This is a genomic window from Lentilactobacillus laojiaonis, from assembly GCF_020616595.1.
Lineage (GTDB): Bacteria > Bacillota > Bacilli > Lactobacillales > Lactobacillaceae > Lentilactobacillus > Lentilactobacillus laojiaonis.
Genome location: NZ_CP085278.1, coordinates 204,990 through 227,052 on the forward strand (window position 1 = coordinate 204,990; position 22,063 = coordinate 227,052).

General features: G+C 35.2%; 12 protein-coding genes and 8 tRNA genes. 19 read left to right on the top strand and 1 reads right to left on the bottom strand.

Annotated elements, in window-relative coordinates; translation table 11 throughout:
• Positions 1-47 precede the first annotated feature (47 nt).
• The 19 genes from LHL71_RS01005 (at position 48) to rpoC (ending at position 21,124) form a co-directional block, all read left to right on the top strand.
• Positions 48-686, top strand: a complete 639-nt coding sequence (locus tag LHL71_RS01005) for a deoxynucleoside kinase (protein WP_227361203.1) — start codon at positions 48-50, stop codon at positions 684-686.
• Between the two features lie 262 nt (positions 687-948).
• On the top strand, positions 949-2,223 hold the full coding sequence (serS, locus tag LHL71_RS01010; RefSeq protein WP_227361204.1) for a serine--tRNA ligase: 1,275 nt from the start codon (positions 949-951) through the stop codon (positions 2,221-2,223).
• Between the two features lie 80 nt (positions 2,224-2,303).
• Positions 2,304-4,211: a heavy metal translocating P-type ATPase gene (locus LHL71_RS01015; RefSeq protein WP_227361205.1), complete on the top strand. Its 1,908-nt coding sequence runs from the start codon at positions 2,304-2,306 to the stop codon at positions 4,209-4,211.
• A gap of 2 nt (positions 4,212-4,213) precedes the next feature.
• Positions 4,214-4,444, top strand: coding sequence for a heavy-metal-associated domain-containing protein (locus LHL71_RS01020; protein WP_227361206.1), 231 nt, complete (start codon positions 4,214-4,216; stop codon positions 4,442-4,444).
• Positions 4,444-4,977 (top strand): DNA-binding protein, encoded by a 534-nt coding sequence (locus LHL71_RS01025; RefSeq protein WP_227361207.1) that lies wholly within the window; start codon positions 4,444-4,446, stop codon positions 4,975-4,977. The genes LHL71_RS01020 and LHL71_RS01025 overlap by 1 nt, the downstream gene beginning before the upstream one ends.
• A 20-nt stretch (positions 4,978-4,997) precedes the next feature.
• Complete coding sequence (locus LHL71_RS01030; protein WP_227361208.1) at positions 4,998-5,660, top strand: Crp/Fnr family transcriptional regulator; 663 nt, start codon at positions 4,998-5,000, stop codon at positions 5,658-5,660.
• Between the two features lie 198 nt (positions 5,661-5,858).
• Positions 5,859-9,512: a YhgE/Pip family protein gene (locus LHL71_RS01035; RefSeq protein ID WP_227361209.1), complete on the top strand. Its 3,654-nt coding sequence runs from the start codon at positions 5,859-5,861 to the stop codon at positions 9,510-9,512.
• A 235-nt stretch (positions 9,513-9,747) separates the two neighbouring features.
• A tRNA-Val gene (locus LHL71_RS01040) sits at positions 9,748-9,820 on the top strand.
• A gap of 8 nt (positions 9,821-9,828) precedes the next feature.
• Positions 9,829-9,901 (top strand) — tRNA-Lys (locus LHL71_RS01045).
• A 28-nt stretch (positions 9,902-9,929) separates the two neighbouring features.
• Positions 9,930-10,011: transfer RNA gene (locus tag LHL71_RS01050), tRNA-Leu, on the top strand.
• Between the two features lie 20 nt (positions 10,012-10,031).
• Positions 10,032-10,105, top strand: a tRNA-Thr gene (locus LHL71_RS01055).
• Between the two features lie 4 nt (positions 10,106-10,109).
• Positions 10,110-10,181, top strand: a tRNA-Gly gene (locus tag LHL71_RS01060).
• Positions 10,182-10,193: 12 nt separating this feature from the next.
• Positions 10,194-10,279 (top strand) — tRNA-Leu (locus LHL71_RS01065).
• A 20-nt stretch (positions 10,280-10,299) separates the two neighbouring features.
• Positions 10,300-10,373: transfer RNA gene (locus LHL71_RS01070), tRNA-Arg, on the top strand.
• A gap of 28 nt (positions 10,374-10,401) precedes the next feature.
• Positions 10,402-10,475: transfer RNA gene (locus tag LHL71_RS01075), tRNA-Pro, on the top strand.
• Positions 10,476-10,675: 200 nt separating this feature from the next.
• On the top strand, positions 10,676-11,140 hold the full coding sequence (locus LHL71_RS01080; RefSeq protein WP_227361595.1) for a CtsR family transcriptional regulator: 465 nt from the start codon (positions 10,676-10,678) through the stop codon (positions 11,138-11,140).
• A gap of 19 nt (positions 11,141-11,159) precedes the next feature.
• Complete coding sequence (locus tag LHL71_RS01085; RefSeq protein ID WP_227361210.1) at positions 11,160-13,625, top strand: ATP-dependent Clp protease ATP-binding subunit; 2,466 nt, start codon at positions 11,160-11,162, stop codon at positions 13,623-13,625.
• Between the two features lie 213 nt (positions 13,626-13,838).
• A complete protein-coding gene (rpoB, locus tag LHL71_RS01090) occupies positions 13,839-17,456 on the top strand; it encodes a DNA-directed RNA polymerase subunit beta (RefSeq protein WP_227361211.1) in 3,618 nt (1,205 codons plus the stop codon).
• Positions 17,457-17,473: 17 nt separating this feature from the next.
• Positions 17,474-21,124 carry a DNA-directed RNA polymerase subunit beta' gene (gene rpoC, locus LHL71_RS01095; protein WP_227361212.1) on the top strand — a complete coding sequence of 1,217 codons (3,651 nt, stop codon included), beginning with the start codon at positions 17,474-17,476 and terminating at the stop codon, positions 21,122-21,124.
• A gap of 34 nt (positions 21,125-21,158) precedes the next feature.
• Here the strand turns inward: rpoC and LHL71_RS01100 are convergent, their stop codons facing one another.
• Positions 21,159-21,821 (bottom strand): prepilin peptidase, encoded by a 663-nt coding sequence (locus tag LHL71_RS01100; RefSeq protein ID WP_227361213.1) that lies wholly within the window; start codon positions 21,819-21,821, stop codon positions 21,159-21,161.
• Positions 21,822-22,063 lie beyond the last annotated feature (242 nt).

Here is a 22,063-nt window from a genome sequence, read left to right on the forward strand (position 1 = left end):
TTAGTACAATATATTGTGTTAAATTAAAAGAAAAAGGAAGTTGAATTATGCTTGTATTAGCCGGAACAATTGGTGCGGGGAAGACCTCATTGACCCAAATGTTAGCTGAACATTTTGAAAAACCAGCATTTTACGAATCAGTAGATGATAACAAGATATTACCAATGTTTTATGAGAATCCGAAGAAGTATGGTTTCTTACTTCAAATTGATTTTCTAAATAAACGCTTAGGCGATATTAAAAATGCCTGGAAATATGATGGAAGTATTATGGATCGTTCAATTTTTGAAGATTCTCTACTATTTCATTTAAATGCCGATCTTGGTCGAGCTACTGAAACAGAAGTTGAGATCTATGATTCACTTCTTCAAAATATGATGCAAGAATTAGCCGATACAGAACATTCAAAAAATCCCGATCTTTTAATCCACATTAATATTTCATTTGAAACGATGCTTGAACGTATTAAAAAACGAGGTCGTTCATTTGAACAGGTTGATGTAGATCCTGAATTGTACGAATATTATAAAGACTTAAACAGTCGTTATAACAATTGGTATGAACAATATAATAAATCACCTAAAATTCAAATTAATGGTGATCGTTACGACTTTGTTGAAAATCTTGAAGATCGTAAAGCCGTTATTAGTATGATTGAAGATAAAATAGCGGAACTTGCTTTATAAACCAAATTTGATATAATTATATTCAATATAAAACGTTCATTTGTACCCATAAGTAGATTAAAGAGAGGCAGATAGGTGAGAACTGCTATCGAAAATTCCAGTACAATTTAAAACGGGTAGGTAATGCTACACGGACAGTAACCGTTATTACTTTAAAGAGTGTAGAAGAAATTCTGCAAACTTGGGTGGTACCGCGAAAAGGAATCCTTCGTCCCATAGACGAGGATTCCTTTTTTTATTTACAATTTAGGAGGAATTAACTATGTTAGATATTAAAATGATTCGCCAAAAACCAGATTTTGTTAAAGAGAAATTAGCTCAACGTAATGTTAAGCCTGAAATGATTGATGAATTATTATCTTTTGATGCTAAACGACGTGATTTAATTCTTGAATCAGAAACTTTAAAGGCTCAAAGAAATGAAGTATCTGATCAAATTGGACAATTAAAACGTAACAAAGAAGATGCTAGTGAAGCTATCAATAAAATGAAATCAGTTAGTCAACAAATTAAAGATTTAGATGACCAATTGCGTGAAGTTGAGGAAAAGCAAACTAGTGTAGCAGCTCATTTACCAAATATTCCGGCTACCGAAGTACCAGTTAGTTTAACTGAAGAAGGATCAGAAGAACTTAGAAAAGTGGGAACCCCTAAGGAATTTTCATTCCAACCTAAAGAACACTATGAAATTGGTGAGAATTTAGGGATATTAAATTTTGAACGTGCTGCTAAAGTTTCAGGTAGTCGTTTTGTTTACTATGTTGGTGATGGAGCTCGCTTAGAACGCGCGGTTTATAATTTCTTCTTAGACCAAAATAACAAAGCTGGTTTCACGGAAATGCTAACACCTTACATGGTAAATGAAGCTTCTATGTATGGAACTGGCCAATTTCCTAAATTTAAAGAAACTAAGGCTGGTTATGAAGTGGATGATGGTGAACTATCATTAATTCCTACTGCTGAAGTTCCGCTAGTTAACTATTACCGTGATGAAGTGATTCCAAGCGAACAATTACCAATTTCAGTAACTGCTTTATCACCAGCATTTAGATCAGAAGCTGGTAGTGCCGGTAAAGACACTAAGGGATTAATTCGCTTGCACCAATTTAATAAGGTCGAAATGGTTAAAATTACTAAGCCAGAAGATTCTTGGGATGCTTTAGAAGCTTTAACTCACCATGCGGAAGAACTATTACAATTATTGGGTCTTAGCTACCATGTAATTACTTTAACTACAAGTGATATGAGTTTTACAGCCGCTAGAACTAACGATTTAGAGGTTTGGTTCCCAGCTCAAGCTCGTTACCGCGAAATCTCTAGTTGTTCTAATACTACTGATTTCCAAGCTCGTCGTGCACATATCCAATATCGCGATGATGATGGTAAACTTAAATTTGTGCATACTCTAAATGGTTCTGGATTAGCAGTTGGTCGAACTGTAGCTGCTATTTTAGAAAACTACCAAAATGAAGATGGTTCAGTAAATATTCCCGAAGTTTTACAACCTTACATGAATGGACAAACTATTATCAAATAAATTAAAAAGACTTGATTAGTATCAAGTCTTTTTTTGTGGCCTTTTTTTATACTGGATATAACTTAAATGGAGGTGACAAGATGAGTATATGGTTAAATCAACATAAAAACCAAATTATGATTGCTAACGGCGGGTTGATTTTAATTTCCTTAGCTAGTTATGGTTTTAAATTAACTTCAATAGCACAATTAAGTATGTTAATTGCTGGGGTAATTGGTTTACTACCAATTATTAGTACAGCTATTTCTGCTCTGAGAGTTAAAGTAGTTAGTATCGATTTATTAGTCAGTATCGCCATGATCGGGGCGCTTTTAATTGGTGAATACCATGAAGCGGCGATTGTTGCATTTTTATTTTTAATTGGTGAATGGCTAGAAAAAATTACGTTAAAAAAGACTCGCTCGGCCATTAAGCAGCTAACTGATTTAGCGCCCAAAACAGCGATTTTATTGACTGATGGTCAAGAAGTCGAAGTGGATGTTGATGAGGTCGAGGTAGGGGATCACGTGATAGTTAGAACGGGACAACAAATTCCCGTTGATGGTACCGTCGTTGATGGTTCGGCCTTAGTAAATCAAGCCAGTGTTACGGGAGAATCTAAATTAGTTAGTAAAACTTTAGATACAGAGGTTTATTCAGGAACGGTAGTTGATAACGGTGATTTAGAAGTGCTGGCGACTCAAGTTGGTGAAGATTCTACGTTTGGTAAAATCATTGAGTTAATTGAAGAGGCTGAGGATAGTAAATCTAAACAACAGACTTTTATTGATAAATTTGCCACCTACTATACGCCGTTAGTTTTAGTGCTAGGAGTGATAGTTGGTTTTATAACTAAAGATCTTAACTTAGCCATCACGATTTTAGTGCTGGGATGCCCGGGGGCCTTAGTGATTGGAATTCCAATTTCTAATGTGGCAGGAATCGGTAATGGTGCTAAAAATCAAATTTTGGTTAAAGGTAACAATGCAATGGATGCTTTGCATCAAATTGACACCTTTGTCTTTGATAAGACAGGTACCTTAACCCAGGGAAATGCCCAAGTTAAAGTAGTCGAAAAATTTAATGACCAAGCCCTACAAGCCTTTATGTATGCTGCCAGTTTAGAAAACCATTTAAAACATCCTTTAGGGGAAGCGATTATCAAACGATTTGGTGATGCATCAATGGATTATCAAGTTACACATTCAGATGTAATTAAGGGCCAAGGGGTTGTTGGAAAAGTAGATGGTCATGAATTAATAGTTGGTAATCAACAATTAATGCTTAATTCGCACATTCAATTATCGACCGAAAACCTGACAACCATAAACCGAATTCAAGACCAGGGATTATCTACAGTCATTGTGGCAGTAAATCAGCAGTTGGCTGGCATTTTAGGAATCGGAGATGTCTTAAGAGCTGATGCTGTTTCAGCGTTAAACGAATTAAGGAACTTGGGAGCCCAAAAATTAGTAATGCTAACTGGGGATGATCAAAAGGTGGCTGATCAAATTGCTAAAGAGTTAAATTTAGATGCAGTTTATGCCAATTTAATGCCACAAGATAAAGAACAGCTAATTAGTAAATTTCAAGCTAATCACCAGCGAGTAGCCTTTGTAGGTGATGGAATTAATGATAGTCCATCCTTGGTTAAAGCCGATGTAGGTATCGCAATTGGTAGTGGAACGGATGTAGCCATCGAGTCAGCAGATATCGTCTTAATGAGATCCAAATTAAGTTCCTTGGTGCACGTCTATGGTTTAAGTAAAGCTAACATGAAAAACATGACTGAAAACATTGTGTTAGCTATTGCTACAGTGGTTCTTTTGTTGGTAGGCCTTATCTTTAATAAAGTCAATATGGCTAGCGGAATGTTTATTCATGAAATTAGCATTTTATTGGTAATCCTAAATGGAATGCGTTTACTAAAATATCATCCCAAACTTGATGATGATCAAGGAAAATCCGCAATGGATAAATTAAAATTAAATCAAAAATTGGAGGAATAGTTATGCAAAAAGTTATTATGCAACTAGATGAATTGAGTTGCCCATCATGTATGCAAAAAATTCAAAATGCACTTACCCATGAAAATGGAGTAGCTAAAGTCAAAGTTTTATTTAATGCTAGCAAGGTAAAAGCTGAATACGATGAAAATCAAGTTGATAGTGAAACTTTAAAACAAGCTATTTTGAAACAAGGTTTTACAGTTAAAGATTATAAAATTAAGGAGATATCATAATGACCCCACAAGAAAAATTTACTCAAGAACAAGTACAAGTTGAACAAGATCACCATACTCCAACTGCTGGTGCCATGGATGGTCATGTTTTGGCCAATCTTAAAATTCATCAACAAAAGCTATTGCAAGCAGCTAATGCAGTCAGTGGAATGGAATCCTTAATGCTTAGAAGGTTATTGATGGATTTGACCGAACAAGAAGGTAAGTGGTATCTTAATTTATTACAAAACCTATGGGATTTAGGTGAGTCGGTTCCAACGATGACTAATGAATTTATTGAATATACTATGTTACAAGAAAATGGATCGTTAAAATACGAAACCAATGAAAATTTGTTAGCTGAAATTAGTGCGGATTTAGTAACCCAAACTTTATTTACTAGTCGTGCGATTAAGTTAGCAGAAAAAGAAGATAAGTTAGGCTTAAGACAAATTAATTTAGATTTGCATAACTGGTTAGTCCACCAAGTTAAAATTATTCAAGGACTACGAGGTAAGAATGTTCAAGCAGCTTTTGATGAAGATGAAGATTAACTTTTTAGGAGGTTAGGGTTATGGATGTTCACCACTGTGTTAATTTAGTGCCATTGTTCAGACAGCTATCGTTAAGTGACCAAGCTAAAATTGATCGTTTAGTAAAACATCGTGAATTTAATAGAGGTGAACAAGTTATAACGCCAAGCCAGGATAAAAAGTTAGTGATTGTAGCTAAAGGATTAATTAAACTTTATCAATTAGCACCTACTGGCAAGGAACAGCTAATTAGGTTCATCCATCCGGGAGAATATGAGGGTGAAGCAGAATTATTTGACCAAGTTAACTCTAATGTTTTTGGAGAAGCTACCGTGGAAACGACTATTTGCTATTTGACTCAAGTTGATTTTCAGCTAGTTTTAAAAGAGCATCCAGATATTAGCATCAAAATCATGAATTTAATGGCTCAAAAATTACACCGACTCGAAAAGCAAACTAGTTTTCTAACAATGACTAAAGTTGAGGAGCGCTTAGCTACATTTTTAAATGATTTAGAGATTACTAATTCTAGCAATACGATTAAATTACCAATGAAGTTAAAGGAATTAGCTAATTTTATAGGAACTACTCCAGAAACTTTATCGCGAAAATTAACGATGTTTGAAAATCAGGATGTGATTATTAGGAATAAAACCCAGATAAAAATAATTAATCAAGATAAATTAGAAGACTTATTTATGTGAACAAAGTGTGAAGACGCGGTTGTTTTCGTAGGTAATTTGAATATTCTATGAATTTATTTGGTAAAAAACAGGTTGCCTAATAAAAAAGTTAGGTATAAACTAAAATGCGTGATGGCATTAACTAATTTGTTGATGATATCACGCTATTTTTATATGTTATTCAACATGGGGTTAACTATTTTTATTGGAGTGAAAAATATGAATAAAAAGAACGTTAAGTGGCTTGCGATTGGTGCAGCAATTATTGCACCAATCGGAGCGGCAGTTTTATTTGTCCATTCCATCTGGGATCCATTTGGTCGGACAAGTCAATTACCAGTTGCGGTAGTTAATCAAGATCAACCGGTCAACTATCAAGGAAAGCAAATGGCGGTTGGAAAAAATTTAGTCAGTCAATTGAAGAACAATAAGCAATTGAACTGGAAGTTTGTATCACCAGAACAGGCTAAAGACGGGATGAGTAAAAATAAATATTATACGGTAATTACGATTCCTAAGAATTTTTCTCAAAATGCTACTACAGCAACGGCTAAAACGCCCAAGCAAATGCAATTATCGTATAAAACTAACGATTCCTATAATTACATTGGTCGCATAATTAGTGACACAGCAGCTTCACAATTAAATTCACAAGTTAAGTCAGCAGTCACTAAGGCGTATGCTTTGGCAACGTTTGAATCAGTTAAAACCGCTGGTGCCGGTTTTCAAAGGGCAGCAGGTGGTGCAACTCAATTAAAAGATGGTTCAGTAACCTTATCTGATGGATTACATACATATACATCGGGAGTAAGTAAAGTTGATGATGGTTTAATTACACTTAAATCAAGTGTCAGCGCTTTGCCTAGTGGAGTGTCCAAGTTGGCCACCGGTTCTAAAACTTTGTCTAACGGATTAAATACCTTAAATGGCAGTACCGGAACTTTAGCTAGCGGGGTTTCTAAATTAGCAACGGGTTCTAAAAAAGAAACTGCGGGACTAAATACACTTAGTGCAAGTATTCCTGCACTATCTAGTGGAGTTATTAAACTTAATAATGGTGGCTTACAACTAAATAACGGTTTAAAAACGTTAAATAAAAGTACGCCAGCATTAGCTAGTGGGGTATCGAAGTTAACTACGGGTTCTAAAAAAGAAACCGCTGGCTTGAAGACTTTAAATAAAAGCACACCAGAATTAGCTAATGGAGTTTCTAAACTATATTCGGGTTCAAAGGAATTACATACTGGGTTAAATACCCTAAACAAAAGCACACCGACATTATCAAGTGGAGTAAAACAATTAAATGATGGTGGGAAAACTTTAAATTCTAGTATGGTTACCTATGTCAATGGTGTTTATCAGGTAAATGATGGAATTGATACTCTATACAATTCTATGGTTGATTCTGGTTTAGTTTCGATTGATAGTGATGGAAACGCTACTAGTAATTTAAATGCTGATCAATTAAATAAGCTAAAAGATATTGATACTAGTGGTTTGAAAAATTTAAGCAGTGATGATTTAGCTACCTTAAGTAAACTATTTACTGAATTAAGTAGTGCTGGAATAACGTCGGACGATTTAAAAGCATTAACTAGTATTGATTTAACTAGTTTAAATAGTGGATTAAGTAAATTAAGTTCACTAAATATGGCATTATTCTCATTAAAGAGTGAGTTGGGATTAATTAAAAATGATTTGAATATAACGACAAAATCAAATGATAAAGATAATGCTTCAGATAATTCAAATTCAACCGATACTATAAAAGCAAACTTGGCTAAAGCTAATGAAAATATTAAAAATAGTCAAACTGCTACTAATACAAATTCTTCTCAGGATAATAGTGCAATTCAATCAAAAATTGCAGAAATTAAAACTGATGAAGCAAAAATTGCAGATAGTACAGCAACTCAAAGTAAGACGAAAGAACAAGTTAGTGCTACTGCTGATAAATTAAATTTAACGAGCGCCCAAAAAAGTGCGATGTTAGCTGCGGTAGATTCGGCATCTAATAATAATGATGTTAAAACTGCTCAGGATAAATTAACTGCAGATATTAATGATTTGTCAAACCAGACCAAGTCTGTAAATTCTACTAGTCAACGTACTGGTAATTCGACAGTTGATCAAGCAGAATCAGAAATTAAGTCAGCAGAATCAGAACTTGATACGTTATCTAACGATACATCTACTGATAAACAGAGTGGTAGCTTAAGCGATGAACAACTTAAGAAGATTCAGGGTCACATAAAAACTTCTGAGGATGTTATTTCATTTGTTCAAAAGGAAATGGATAGTTCAGGATTAACAGACGCAAGTAATTTAAGTAAATTAAGTAAGGCGTTAAATACTTTAACCAAATTACAATCAGTGTTAAAAGATAGTGATCCTAATGGAACGTTAGTAAATACTATCTCTACCATGGAACCAACCTTAGTTAGTTTATTAGCCAATAAAGATGCATTAGTTTCGGTTATGGATTCATTTAAGAATAATAATATTGATTTATCAGGATTAAATAAAAATGTACCATCATTACCACAATTGCATAATGGTGCCCAACAATTGGCTGATAATGGTTCAGCAGTGTTAGATGGAACTAACCAGCTATCAACTGGTCTTACCCAATTGAACTCACAAGTTCCAACTTTAGTTTCAGGAGTTAAAAAATTAGATACTGGGTCTGGTAGTTTAGAATCTGGACTTTCAACCTTAAATGGTAAAGTACCTACACTAACTAATGGAGTTATGTCATTATTAAACGGCTCAACTCAAATTTCTAATGGTTTAACTACCTTAAATGGTAAAGTACCTACACTAACTAGTGGGGTAAGCAAATTAGCTACTGGATCTAACCAATTATCTAATGGATTAGGTTCATTAAAATCACAAGTACCTACTTTAAGTAGTGGAGTTAATAAATTAACTACTGGATCAACTCAAATTTCTAACGGCTTAACTACCTTAAATGGTAAAGTACCTACACTAACTAACGGCGTTTCTAAATTAGCTAATGGTGGTAACCAATTAACTACTGGTTTATCAACACTAAATTCAAGTACGCCGGCCTTAATGGATGGGGTTAATCAATTAGTCGATGGTGGTAACCAATTAACCACCAATAATGCTAAATTATTAAATGGGGTTGGAAAAATCAGTAATGGAAATAAAACTTTGGCAACTTCTCTACAAGCGGGAGCAGACCAAGTTAATGCACAACCATTAAGTGATAAAACAGCCCAAATGTTTGCAGATCCATCAGCATTAACACACAGTAGTATAAGTACCAATAAGAATTTTGGAACCGCCATGATTCCATTTATTGTTTCGTTAATTACCTTTATAGGCGTCACTGCACTAGTTGCCGCCTTTGCCTATTTAAGATCCTTAAATGATCGTAAACAATTACTAAAATTACTGGGATTAGTTATCGCACAATCTGCAGCATTAGGTTTAGTATTTGGCCTAATTACTCAAGCAAATCATGTAGTAGGGTTTATGGCAGTTACCATGCTCTTAGCAACCTTTGTAATGGCATTAGAAACGGCCTTATGGCTTTACCTCGGAAAGATTGCTTTTGGAATTGCAAGTGTTCTTATTTTTGTCCAACTATGTGTTTCAAATAACATCTTCCCAAGTCAAACAGTTAAAACAGCTTATGCTGGAATTGCTAAATTTATGCCAATAACATACTCAAATGCTGGCTTAAGTGCAGCCATTGGTTCCGGTATAAGTGGGTTAACCATAGCTCATGGAATTGAAGCAGCCTTAATTTTAACGATTGCTTTAATCGCTTTGGTAATTATAAAGACCAAACCAAAATCTAAGTCTGGATATGTTAACATTCCCGATGAAGAATTAGATATGTAGAAAAAAGACGACTAATTTAGTCGTCTTTTTTGATATATTAAAATAAAATTGAAAAAAATTAAAAAAACACTAGCTTTAGTTCAAAATATACGATATAATATTTTTTGTTGAAAAATGATGAAACATGTGGTTGATCGAAATTAACTAATTAAATTAGTCATTGACATTTGTCACTTGGTAATGTATTATTAAATAGTTGTCATAAGGAAGTACATATTTTCTTATCTCATATTATGGAGGATTAGCTCAGCTGGGAGAGCATCTGCCTTACAAGCAGGAGGTCACAGGTTCGATCCCTGTATCCTCCATTTAATATGAGTCGTTAGCTCAGTTGGTAGAGCATCTGACTTTTAATCAGAGGGTCGGCAGTTCGAGCCTGCCACGACTCATTGCCAGTTTCATATTTTTTAACGTTATGCGGGCGTGGCGGAACTGGCAGACGCGCTAGATTTAGGTTCTAGTGTCTTATGACGTGGGGGTTCGAATCCCTTCGCCCGCATTATGCAACATGCATATGTTGCCGACTTAGCTCAGTTGGTTAGAGCGCTTCACTAGTAATGAAGAGGTCGGGCGTTCGAATCGTCTAGTCGGCATTATGCGGAAGTAGTTCAGTGGTAGAACATCACCTTGCCATGGTGGGGGTCGCGGGTTCGAATCCCGTCTTCCGCTTTGTATCACCCTGCCGGGGTGGCGGAATTGGCAGACGCACAGGACTTAAAATCCTGCGGTCAGTGATGACCGTACCGGTTCGATCCCGGTCCTCGGCATTAACTTAATATTTTATTTTGCACCCATAGCGCAACTGGATAGAGTGTCTGACTACGAATCAGAAGGTTGTAGGTTCGACTCCTACTGGGTGCATTTTTTTATTTTATAAAATAAAAAATATCGGGAAGTAGCTCAGCTTGGTAGAGCACCTGGTTTGGGACCAGGGGGTCGCAGGTTCGAATCCTGTCTTCCCGATTTTTGTTTACATTTAAATACTAAATCTATAATATTAATTGTAGATTATGATTTCGAGAGATATTTACTTAATTACTATAATAAGGTAAAGATATTTCTCGTTTTTTTATGTCTTAATTTTTAATATTGAATGTATTTATTTGCTTTTTAGCTGGATTTGTATAATAATGGTCAAAAATGGTCAGGGATTAGGTGATATAATGGCAGGTAAAAATATTTCAGATATGATTGAACATTATTTGAAAAAGATCCTTGCTGAAGACGAAAAAATCGAAATAAGTCGTTCACAAATTGCAAATTTATTTAATGTAGTTCCATCTCAAATAAATTACGTAATTAATACTAGGTTCACCATTCAAAATGGATACCTAGTTGAAAGTAAACGAGGTGGCGGTGGATATATCCGTATTGAGAAAGTCAATTTACTTGATGATGTTGATGTTTTAGATACATTAATTGAAATGATTGGTAATCAACTATCATTAAGAGATAGTGAAACTATCGTAAAAACCTTGTATAATAGTGGTCTTATTAGCAAGCGAGAGGCTAACATTATTTTGGCAGCTTTGATTCCAGATGAAGTTGATTCAAATAATGACCTAATTGATATTTTTAGGGCTAATATAATGATATCGATATTAAACCATTTAAGATACGAAAAATAGAAAGTGAGGGTTATCATTAATGGATAATTTATTTACACCTAGTGCAAAAAGCGTACTATCAATTGCTCAAGTACAAGCGAAAAATTTTAAACATCAAGCAATTGGCACCGAACATCTACTTTTGGGATTATTAATGGAACAAAATGGTGTAGCTTACAAGTCATTAAATCAGTTTGCTATTACCGTAGAAGATGTAGTCGAAGAAATTGAACAATTTACAGAATATGGTAATTTAACTAACTTAGGATCAAACGATTATTTACCTTACTCACCAAAATCAAAAGAAATCCTTTCAATAGCTGGTGATGTAGCTAAAAAAACCGGTGTTGAAAAAGTTGGTACCGAACACATCTTACTTGCTTTATTAACAGATGACTCAATCCTTTCTTCTCGAATCTTAATGAACTTAGGCGTGGATATTGCCCAACTTAGAAAAGTTGTCTTAAGAAAAATGGGTATTAGTGGTAGCGTGTTAGCTACTACTAAAAACAAAAGTAATAAAACAGATAAAGGAACACCTACTTTAGACTCGTTAGGACGTGATTTAACTGAAATTGCTCGCCAAGGTGGTTTGGACCCAACGATTGGACGTGACAAAGAAGTTAAAAGAGTTATTCAAATTTTAGCTCGCCGTACTAAAAATAATCCAGTATTAGTTGGAGAACCCGGAGTGGGTAAAACCGCGATTGCTGAAGGGTTAGCCCTTAAAATCAATAATGGGGAAGTTCCTGCTGATTTAGTTAACAAGCGTTTAATGTTGCTTGATATGGGTTCACTAGTTGCAGGAACCAAGTATCGTGGTGAATTTGAAGATCGTCTAAAAAAAGTCATTGATGAAATTTATCAAGATGGTAACGTAATCTTATTTGTTGATGAATTGCACACATTAATTGGTGCAGGTGGTGCTGAAGGAGCAATTGATGCATCTAATATTTTAAAACCGGCTTTAGCTCGCGGTGAAGTTCAACTTTTAGGAGCTACTACCTTAGATGAATATCAAAAATATATTGAAGCAGATGCTGCATTTGAACGTCGTTTTGCTAAAGTGCTAGTTGATGAACCAACTAGTGATGAAGCAATTAATATTTTAAAAGGCTTACGTCCTAAATATGAACAACATCATCATGTAAAAATTACAGATGCAGCCATTGAAGAAGCGGTTAACTTATCAAGTCGCTATATTAGTGACCGATATTTACCAGATAAGGCCATCGATTTAATGGATGAAGCAGCAGCTAAGGTCCGAATTGATAAAATAGGCACTTCTCCAATTGCAGAAGAAGAAACTAAATTAAATGAAGCGTTAAAAAACTTAAACGATGCTTTAATGAATCAAGAATATGATAAGGCTGCTGAGTTTAGAAAAAATGCTAATGAAATTCAGCAACAAATTGATTCAGCACGAGAACAAAGCGAAACTACTAATTATTCAATTGAAGAAACTCCTCAAGATATTGCAGATATTGTTTCAGAATGGACGGGAGTACCGGTTAAACAGCTTACTGATACGGAAGCTAAACGATTGGTTAATTTAGAATCTATTCTCCATAATCGAGTAATTGGTCAACGTGATGCGATTTCAGCGATTGCTAGATCAATTCGTCGTGCTAGAAGTGGTCTTAAAGATCCTAATCGTCCAATTGGTTCATTTATGTTCCTTGGACCTACCGGGGTTGGTAAAACTGAATTGGCTAAGGCGGTTGCAGAATCAGTATTTGGCTCAGAAGAAGATATTATTCGAGTTGATATGAGTGAATACATGGAAAAATATTCTGCTAGTCGTTTAGTAGGTTCAGCTCCTGGATATGTTGGATTTGAAGAGGGTGGTCAATTAACTGAAAAAGTTCGCCAACATCCTTATTCAGTAGTCTTGTTTGATGAGGTTGAAAAGGCTCATCCGGATATTTTTAATCTATTACTACAAGTTTTAGATGATGGATATTTAACGGATTCTAAGGGTCGTAAAATTGATTTCAGAAACACAATCATTATTATGACTTCTAATTTAGGAGCAACTGTTTTAAGAGATAAAAAGACAGTTGGATTCGGTGCTGAAGAAGTTGAAAATAATTATCAAGCAATGGATCAAACTATTCGTGAAACCCTTAAAAAGAGTTTCAGACCTGAGTTCTTAAATCGTATCGATGAAACTGTTGTATTCCATCCATTAACTAAGGATGAATTAAGTCAAATTGTTAACTTGATGGTTAAACCAGTAATTAATCGTATTCACGATCAAGGAATTGATGTTAAATTAACTCCAGCGGCTATTAGTGTTATTTCGGATAAAGGATACGATCCAGAAAATGGAGCTCGTCCAATTCGTCGCGCTATCCAAACTGAAGTTGAAGATGCCTTAAGTGAACAATTACTATCTGGACAAATTAAACCAGGGGATACAGTTACTGTTGGAGGACGAAATAATAAAATTAATATTTCAGTCAAAAAACCCACAAAAAAGGTAACACAAAAAACTGAAGTGTAACTGTTGACTATTAAAAAATTATTTGTTAAAGTATAAGTTGTATTTATTGTAAATCGAAATGGTTAATGCGATCTATTGTCCGGATTAACCCTAATAAAAATCCAAAAGCAAGCAACAAAATAGTTTGCTTTTGGCTTTTTTTTGCTTAAAAATAGGGTAAAACGGCAATTGTAATCAAAATGTAATATTTCGACCATGGAATTTTTAGGAGAGGTGAAAAACTTGGCTGGACACTTAGTTAAATATGGAAAACACCGTACAAGACGAAGTTATGCAAGAATTAAAGAAGTTCTTGATTTACCAAATTTAATCGAAGTTCAAACTAATTCATATAATTGGTTTTTAGATGAAGGACTTAAAGAGACTTTCGATGGCATTATGCCGATTGAAGATTTTCAAGGAAAATTATCATTGGAGTATGTTGGTTATCAACTTTTAGAACCAAAATACACTGTTGAAGAAGCAAGAGAACATGAAGCAAATTACTCTGCTCCTCTACACATCACCTTAAAATTAACTAACCATGAAACTGGTGAAATTAAAACCCAAGACGTATTCTTTGGCGATTTCCCACTAATGACTGATCAAGGAACATTTATCATTAATGGTGCTGAACGAGTAATCGTTTCTCAATTAGTACGTTCTCCAGGTGTCTATTATCACAAAGATAAAGATAAGAATGGTCGTACTTCATTTGGTACTACTATGATTCCTAACCGTGGAGCTTGGTTAGAATTTGAAACCGATGCTAAAAATGTTTCATATGTACGTATTGATCGTACAAGAAAAATTCCTTTAACTGAACTTGTTCGTGCTTTAGGATTTGGTAGTGACGAAGAAATCATTGATATCTTAGGTAACAATGATAGTTTGGAACTAACTTTAGAAAAAGATGTTCATAAAGATACTGATGATTCACGTATTGAAGAATCATTAAAAGATATTTATGAACGTTTACGTCCAGGTGAACCTAAGACTGCTGATTCATCAAGAAGTTTATTGACAGCAAGATTCTTTGATCCTAAACGTTATGATATGGCTCCAGTTGGTCGTTACAAAACCAATAAAAAACTTAGCTTAAAGACTCGTTTATTAGGACTAACTTTAGCTGAAACTTTAGCTGATCCTGAAACTGGTGAAGTTATTGCACAAAAGGGCACAGTAATTGATAAAGATGTAATGAAAGAATTGTCACCTTATTTAGATAATAAGGACTTTAAGGCATATACTTTTAATCCATCTGAAGAAGCTGTTGTTACTGAACCTATGACTGTTCAAATTATTAAGGTTTACTCAGAAAAGGATCCAGAGCATGTTATTCCAATGATTGGTAACGATAATATCGATCTAGAATTTAAGCATGTTACTCCTGCCGATATCATTGCTTCAATGAATTATTTCTTTAATTTACAAGAAGGTATCGGATCAGTTGATGATATTGATCACTTGGGTAACCGTCGAATTCGTTCCGTTGGTGAATTACTACAAAACCAATTTAGAATTGGTTTATCACGAATGGAACGTGTAGTTCGCGAAAGAATGTCAATCCAAGACACTTCTACAGTAACTCCACAACAATTAATTAACATTCGTCCGGTAGTTGCATCAATCAAAGAATTCTTTGGTTCATCACAACTTTCTCAATTCATGGACCAAACTAATCCACTTGGCGAATTATCACATAAACGTCGTTTATCTGCTCTTGGACCTGGTGGTTTAACTCGTGATCGTGCTGGATATGAAGTTCGAGACGTTCACTATACTCATTATGGTCGTATGTGTCCAATTGAAACTCCTGAAGGACCAAATATCGGTCTTATTAATAACCTTTCAAGTTATGCACGTATCAATAAATATGGTTTTATTGAAACTCCATATCGCCGTGTTGACTGGAGTACTCATAAAGTTACTAACCGTATTGATTATTTATCTGCTGACGAAGAAGATAACTTTGTAATTGCACAAGCTAACTCACCATTAAATGAAGATGGTTCATTTGAAAATGATATTGTTATGGCTCGTGCAAAATCAAATAACGTTGAAATTAGTATCAATAACGTTGATTATATGGATGTTTCTCCTAAACAAGTAGTTGCAGTTGCTACTGCATGTATTCCTTTCTTGGAAAATGATGATTCAAACCGTGCCTTAATGGGTGCTAACATGCAACGTCAAGCTGTACCATTGGTTAATCCACATTCTCCACTTATTGGTACTGGTATTGAATACACTGCTGCTCATGATTCAGGAGTTGCTTTAATTTGTAAATTTGATGGAACTGTTGAATACGTTGATGCTCGAGAAATTCGTGTTAGACGTGACGATGGTGCTCTAGATACTTACAAATTAATGAAATTCCGTCGTTCAAATGGTGGTAAGAATTATAACCAACGTCCAATCGTTAAAACTGGTGACCGTGTTGAAGCTGATGAAGTTTTAGCTGATGGTCCATCAATGGAAAATGGTGAATTAGCATTAGGTCAAAACCCAATTGTAGCCTTCATGACTTGGCAAGGATACAACTTCGAAGATGCCATTGCTATTAATGAAAGATTAGTTACTGATGATGTTTATACTTCAATTCATATTGAAGAATACGAATCAGAAACTCGTGACACTAAATTAGGACCTGAAGAAATGACTCGTGAAATTCCTAATGTTGGTGAAGATGCGCTTAAGAACCTTGATGAATCTGGTACTATTCGCATTGGTGCAGAAGTAAATGATGGCGATATCTTAGTTGGTAAAGTTACTCCTAAAGGGGTTACTGAATTATCTGCTGAAGAACGTTTGTTACATGCTATTTTTGGTGAAAAATCTCGTGAAGTTCGTGATACTTCATTACGTGTACCACATGGTGGTGGCGGTATCGTTCAAGACGTTAAAGTCTTCACTCGCGAAAATGGTGACGAATTATCACCAGGTGTTAACAAAATGATTCGTGTTTACATTGCTCAAAAACGTAAACTCCAAGTTGGAGATAAAATGGCCGGTCGTCATGGTAATAAAGGTACTGTTTCCGTGGTTCTTCCTGAAGAAGATATGCCATTCTTACCAGATGGTACTCCAATCGACATTATGTTAAGTCCCATGGGTGTTCCTTCTCGTATGAATATCGGACAAGTTCTTGAAATTCATTTGGGAATGGCTGCTCGTAAATTAGGAATTCACATGGCTACTCCTGTTTTTGATGGAGCTAGAGATAGTGATATCTGGGATGCAGTTAAGGAAGCCGGAATGGCTTCAGATGGTAAGACTGTTCTTTATGATGGTCGTACTGGTGAACCATTTGATAAACGAATCGCAGTTGGGGTTATGCACTATATGAAACTTGCCCACATGGTTGATGATAAGATCCATGCCCGTTCAATTGGACCATACTCATTAGTTACCCAACAACCACTTGGTGGTAAAGCTCAATTTGGTGGACAGCGTTTCGGTGAAATGGAAGTTTGGGCTCTTGAAGCTTATGGGGCTGCTTATACCCTTCAAGAAATTCTAACTTACAAATCTGATGACGTTGTTGGTCGTGTTAAGACATATGAAGCAATTGTTAAGGGTGAATCAATTCCTAAGCCAGGAGTTCCTGAATCATTCCGAGTTCTTGTTAAAGAATTACAAGCATTAGGATTAGACATGAAAGTTCTTGATAATAGCAAACAAGAAATTGAACTTCGTGACTTAGATGAAGAAGATGATGACGTGGTAAACGTTGATGCTCTAAGTAAAATTGCTAAACAACAAGAAGAGTTAGTACAAAAAGTAACTGGTGCTAAACAACCGGAAGCTGATCAAAATACTAAATCAACAAATTTAAATAATAACGATTAATTAGGGAGGTTGAATTAGTGGTCGACGTTAATAAATTCGAAAGTATGCAAATCGGACTAGCATCTCCTGATAAAATTCGTAGTTGGTCATATGGTGAAGTTAAAAAACCAGAAACTATCAACTATCGAACTTTAAAACCGGAAAAAGATGGTTTGTTTGATGAACGAATCTTTGGACCAACTAAAGATTGGGAATGTGCCTGTGGTAAATACAAACGTATCCGTTATAAAGGAATCGTTTGTGATCGATGTGGTGTAGAAGTTACTAAATCAAAAGTTCGTCGTGAAAGAATGGGTCATATTGAATTAGCTGCTCCCGTAACTCACATTTGGTATTTCAAAGGAATTCCAAGTCGTATGGGATTAGTTTTAGATATGAGTCCTCGTGCACTTGAAGAAATTATTTATTTTGCATCATATGTTGTTACCGATTCAGGTAATACACCAATGGAAAATAAACAATTACTTTCTGAACGTGAATATCGTGATAAGAAACGCGAATATGGTCCACGTTTTGAAGCACAAGTTGGTGCTGAAGCAATTAAAACATTGTTAAACAATGTTGATGTTGAAAAAGAAGTTGCTGAATTAAAAGAAGAATTAAAAAATGCTACTGGTCAAAAACGTACTCGTGCAGTACGTCGTTTAGATATTTTAGAAGCATTTGTTAATTCAGATAATGAATTATCATGGATGGTAATGGATACCATTCCAGTTATTCCACCTGATTTACGTCCGATGGTTCAACTTGAAGGTGGCCGTTTTGCTACCTCAGATTTAAATGATCTTTATCGTCGTGTAATTAACCGTAATAACCGACTTAAGAGATTACTAGACTTAAATGCTCCTGGAATTATCGTTCAAAATGAAAAACGTATGCTTCAAGAAGCTGTGGATGCATTGATTGATAATGGACGTCGTGGCCGTCCAGTTGCTGGACCAGGTAACCGTCCATTGAAATCTCTTTCTCACATGCTTAAAGGTAAGCAAGGACGTTTCCGTCAAAACTTATTAGGTAAACGTGTTGATTATTCTGGACGTTCAGTTATTGATGTTGGTCCTAACTTAAAAATGAACCAAATGGGACTTCCTGTGCCTATGGCTATGGAATTATTCAAACCATTTATCATGAAAGAATTAGTTAGTCGAGGATTAGCTTCTAACATTAAGAATGCTAAACGTAAGATTGAACGTCAAGATGACGACGTATTCGGTGTCTTAGAAGATGTAATTAAAGAACACCCAGTCTTATTAAACCGTGCCCCTACACTTCACCGTCTTGGTATTCAAGCCTTTGAACCAACATTGGTTAGTGGTAAAGCTATGCGATTACATCCATTGGTTTGTGAAGCTTATAATGCGGATTTCGATGGAGACCAAATGGCTATTCACGTTCCACTATCTGATGAAGCTCAAGCTGAATCAAGATTATTGATGCTCGCTGCTGGTCACATTTTGGCACCAAAAGATGGAAAACCAGTTGTGGCACCTTCTCAAGATATGGTTATTGGTAATTACTATGTAACTACTGAAGAATCTGGTCGTGAAGGTGAAGGTATGATCTTCAACTCACCTAGTGAGGTTGAATTAGCATATCGTAATGGTTTAGTTCACTGGCATACTCGTATTGGTATTAAGACAGCCTTTTATGAACAAAAACCATTTACTGATGAACAAAGAGATAAAATTATGGTTACTTCAGCTGGTAAGGTTATGTTTAACATGATCCTTCCTGATGGCTTCCCATATTTAAATGAACCTACTGTAACTAACTTAAATGGTTATGTTCCGGATAGCTATTTCTTAGATGCTGGTGAAGATATTCATGAACACCTTAAAAATACTAAAATTGTTCCTCCATTTAAGAAAGGTTTCTTAAGTGATATTATTGCTGAAGTTTACAAGCAATATAAAGTTACTGAGACTTCATTATTACTTGATCGCATGAAAGATCTTGGATACAATGACTCAACTAAATCTGGACTTACTGTTGGTATCGCTGATATTATTGAACTTCCAGAAAAACAAGCAATCATTGATGATGCTCACAAGAAAGTAAGCATGGTAACTAAACAATTCCGTCGAGGATTAATTACTGATCAAGAACGTTATGAAAGAGTTATTGGTATCTGGAATGACGCTAAAGATGAAATTCAAGGCAAATTAATGGAAAGTTTCGATTCATATAACTCAGTCTTTATGATGAGTGATTCAGGAGCTCGTGGTAACGTATCAAACTTTACTCAGCTTGCTGGTATGCGTGGATTGATGGCCGCTCCTAATGGTGAAATCATGGAATTGCCAATCACTTCAAACTTCCGTGAAGGACTTTCTGTTTTGGAAATGTTTATTTCTACCCACGGTGCTCGTAAAGGTATGACTGATACGGCCCTTAAGACTGCCAACTCAGGATATCTTACTCGTCGATTGGTTGATGTGGCTCAAGATGTTATTGTTCGTGAAAAAGACTGTGGAACTGATCGTGGTTTAACAGTTCATTCAATTGCTGAAGGTAACGAAATGATCGAACCATTATTTGATCGTATTGTTGGTCGTTATGCAATGAAATCAGTTATTAATCCTAATAATGGTGAAGTTGTAGTTGCCGCAAATCAAATGATTGATGAAGAGATGGCACAACAAATTGATGATTTAGGAATTGAAAAAGTAACTATTCGTTCAGCATTCACTTGTAATACTGTCCATGGGGTTTGTGAAAAATGTTATGGTCGTAATATGGCTACTGGTGACGAAGTTGAAGTTGGTGAAGCAGTTGGTACAGTTGCTGCTCAATCAATTGGTGAACCAGGTACTCAATTAACCATGCGTAACTTCCATACCGGTGGTGTTGCTGGTAACGCCGATATTACTCAAGGACTTCCTCGTGTTCAAGAAATTTTTGAAGCACGTAATCCAAAAGGTAAGGCAGAAATTACTGAAGTTACTGGTACGGTTGAATCAATTGAAGAAAATCCTGCTGAAGGAACTAAATCAATCACTATTAAAGGTGATGCAGATACAAGAAACTATACTGTTAATATTAATGCTAGAATGCGCGTTACTGAAGGTGACTTCATTCGCCGTGGTTCTGCATTAAATGATGGTTCTGTTGATCCTAAAGAGTTATTGAAAGTTCGTGATGTTTTATCAACAGAAAATTACCTATTGCATGAAGTACAAAAAGTTTACCGTATGCAAGGGGTAGAAGTTTCTGATAAACATATCGAAATTATGATTCGTCAAATGCTTCGTAAAGTTCGTATTATGGATCCAGGTGATACTGAACTTCTACCAGGTACTTTGATGGATATCAATGACTTCAAACTAAGTAATGCAGATATGGTTGTTTCAGGCGGAATTCCTGCAACTGCACGACCAGTTATCTTAGGAATTACTAAAGCCGCTCTTGAAACTAACAGTTTCTTATCAGCTGCTTCATTCCAAGAAACTACTCGTGTACTTACTGATGCTGCAATTCGTGGTAAGAATGATCCACTTGTCGGATTAAAAGAAAATGTTATCATCGGTAAGCTTATCCCTGCTGGTACAGGAATGGCTGATTATCGTGGTATCAAACCAGAAGAAATTGGTAAATCTTTAACTGAAGGCGTATATTCAATTAGTGAACTTGAAGCGCGCATGAAAGCTGAAGAAGAAAATTCTAAATAATAAAAAAGACGAATGCTAAAGGCATTCGTCTTTTTTATTTGGTAATTAAATTAATGCAGATCCATCCTAAAGTTATAAACGGAATAAATGGTAATTTAAATTTATGATTGGGATTTAAAAATATAAATAGTAACGCTAATCCACATGCTACTAAAATAATCTTGGTGACGGTATAAAATGAATACATGATTGATAGAATACCAATTAAATCAATATCACCATTGCCAAATTGATGGAACACTAAATTAATCAATTGAATTAAAAAGTAGATAAAGACTATAATAACTAACATTTTCCAAGAATAAATTGTTTGGTAGACTGCGATTAATGTTAGGGGAGCTAATACCCAGCTAGGAAAAGTATACGAGAGCAAATCCCAAATGCTGATATAAAATAGTAACCCCAGCATTAAATAATCTAGCCAGGATTGTTTAGTATACAAAATACAGGTTAATCCTAAGGTGATTTCTGAGATGAAAATTGCTGAGGAAATTGTGGCTTTGCAGTAGCGACAATGACCCTGTAAAAATAAATAACTAAAAATAGGAATTAATTCATACCAAGCTAATTTTGTCTGACAGGTATCACAATGTGATGCGGGAAAAATAATTGATTCATTTCTTAATTTACGCATGACCACTAAATTTAAGAATGAAGCGACAATCGTTCCCAATATAAATTTAAAAAATAATATCATTGTACTTTAAACCTCCTAAAAGGTTAGATACGATAAATAAATTTAATTCACTAGACGTATTGACTCAATTTTAATGGTATGTTAAATTATACAAGGTACTTTTTATCACAGATTCCTGACAACAGACATACTGACTGTTATTAACAAAAATGTTACGGCGGGTTTGTCTATTCTTTTTTACATAAAAAAGAACCGCCTGGATGTGTGGACTTACATTTATGATATTCAGAAAGGAGAAATTT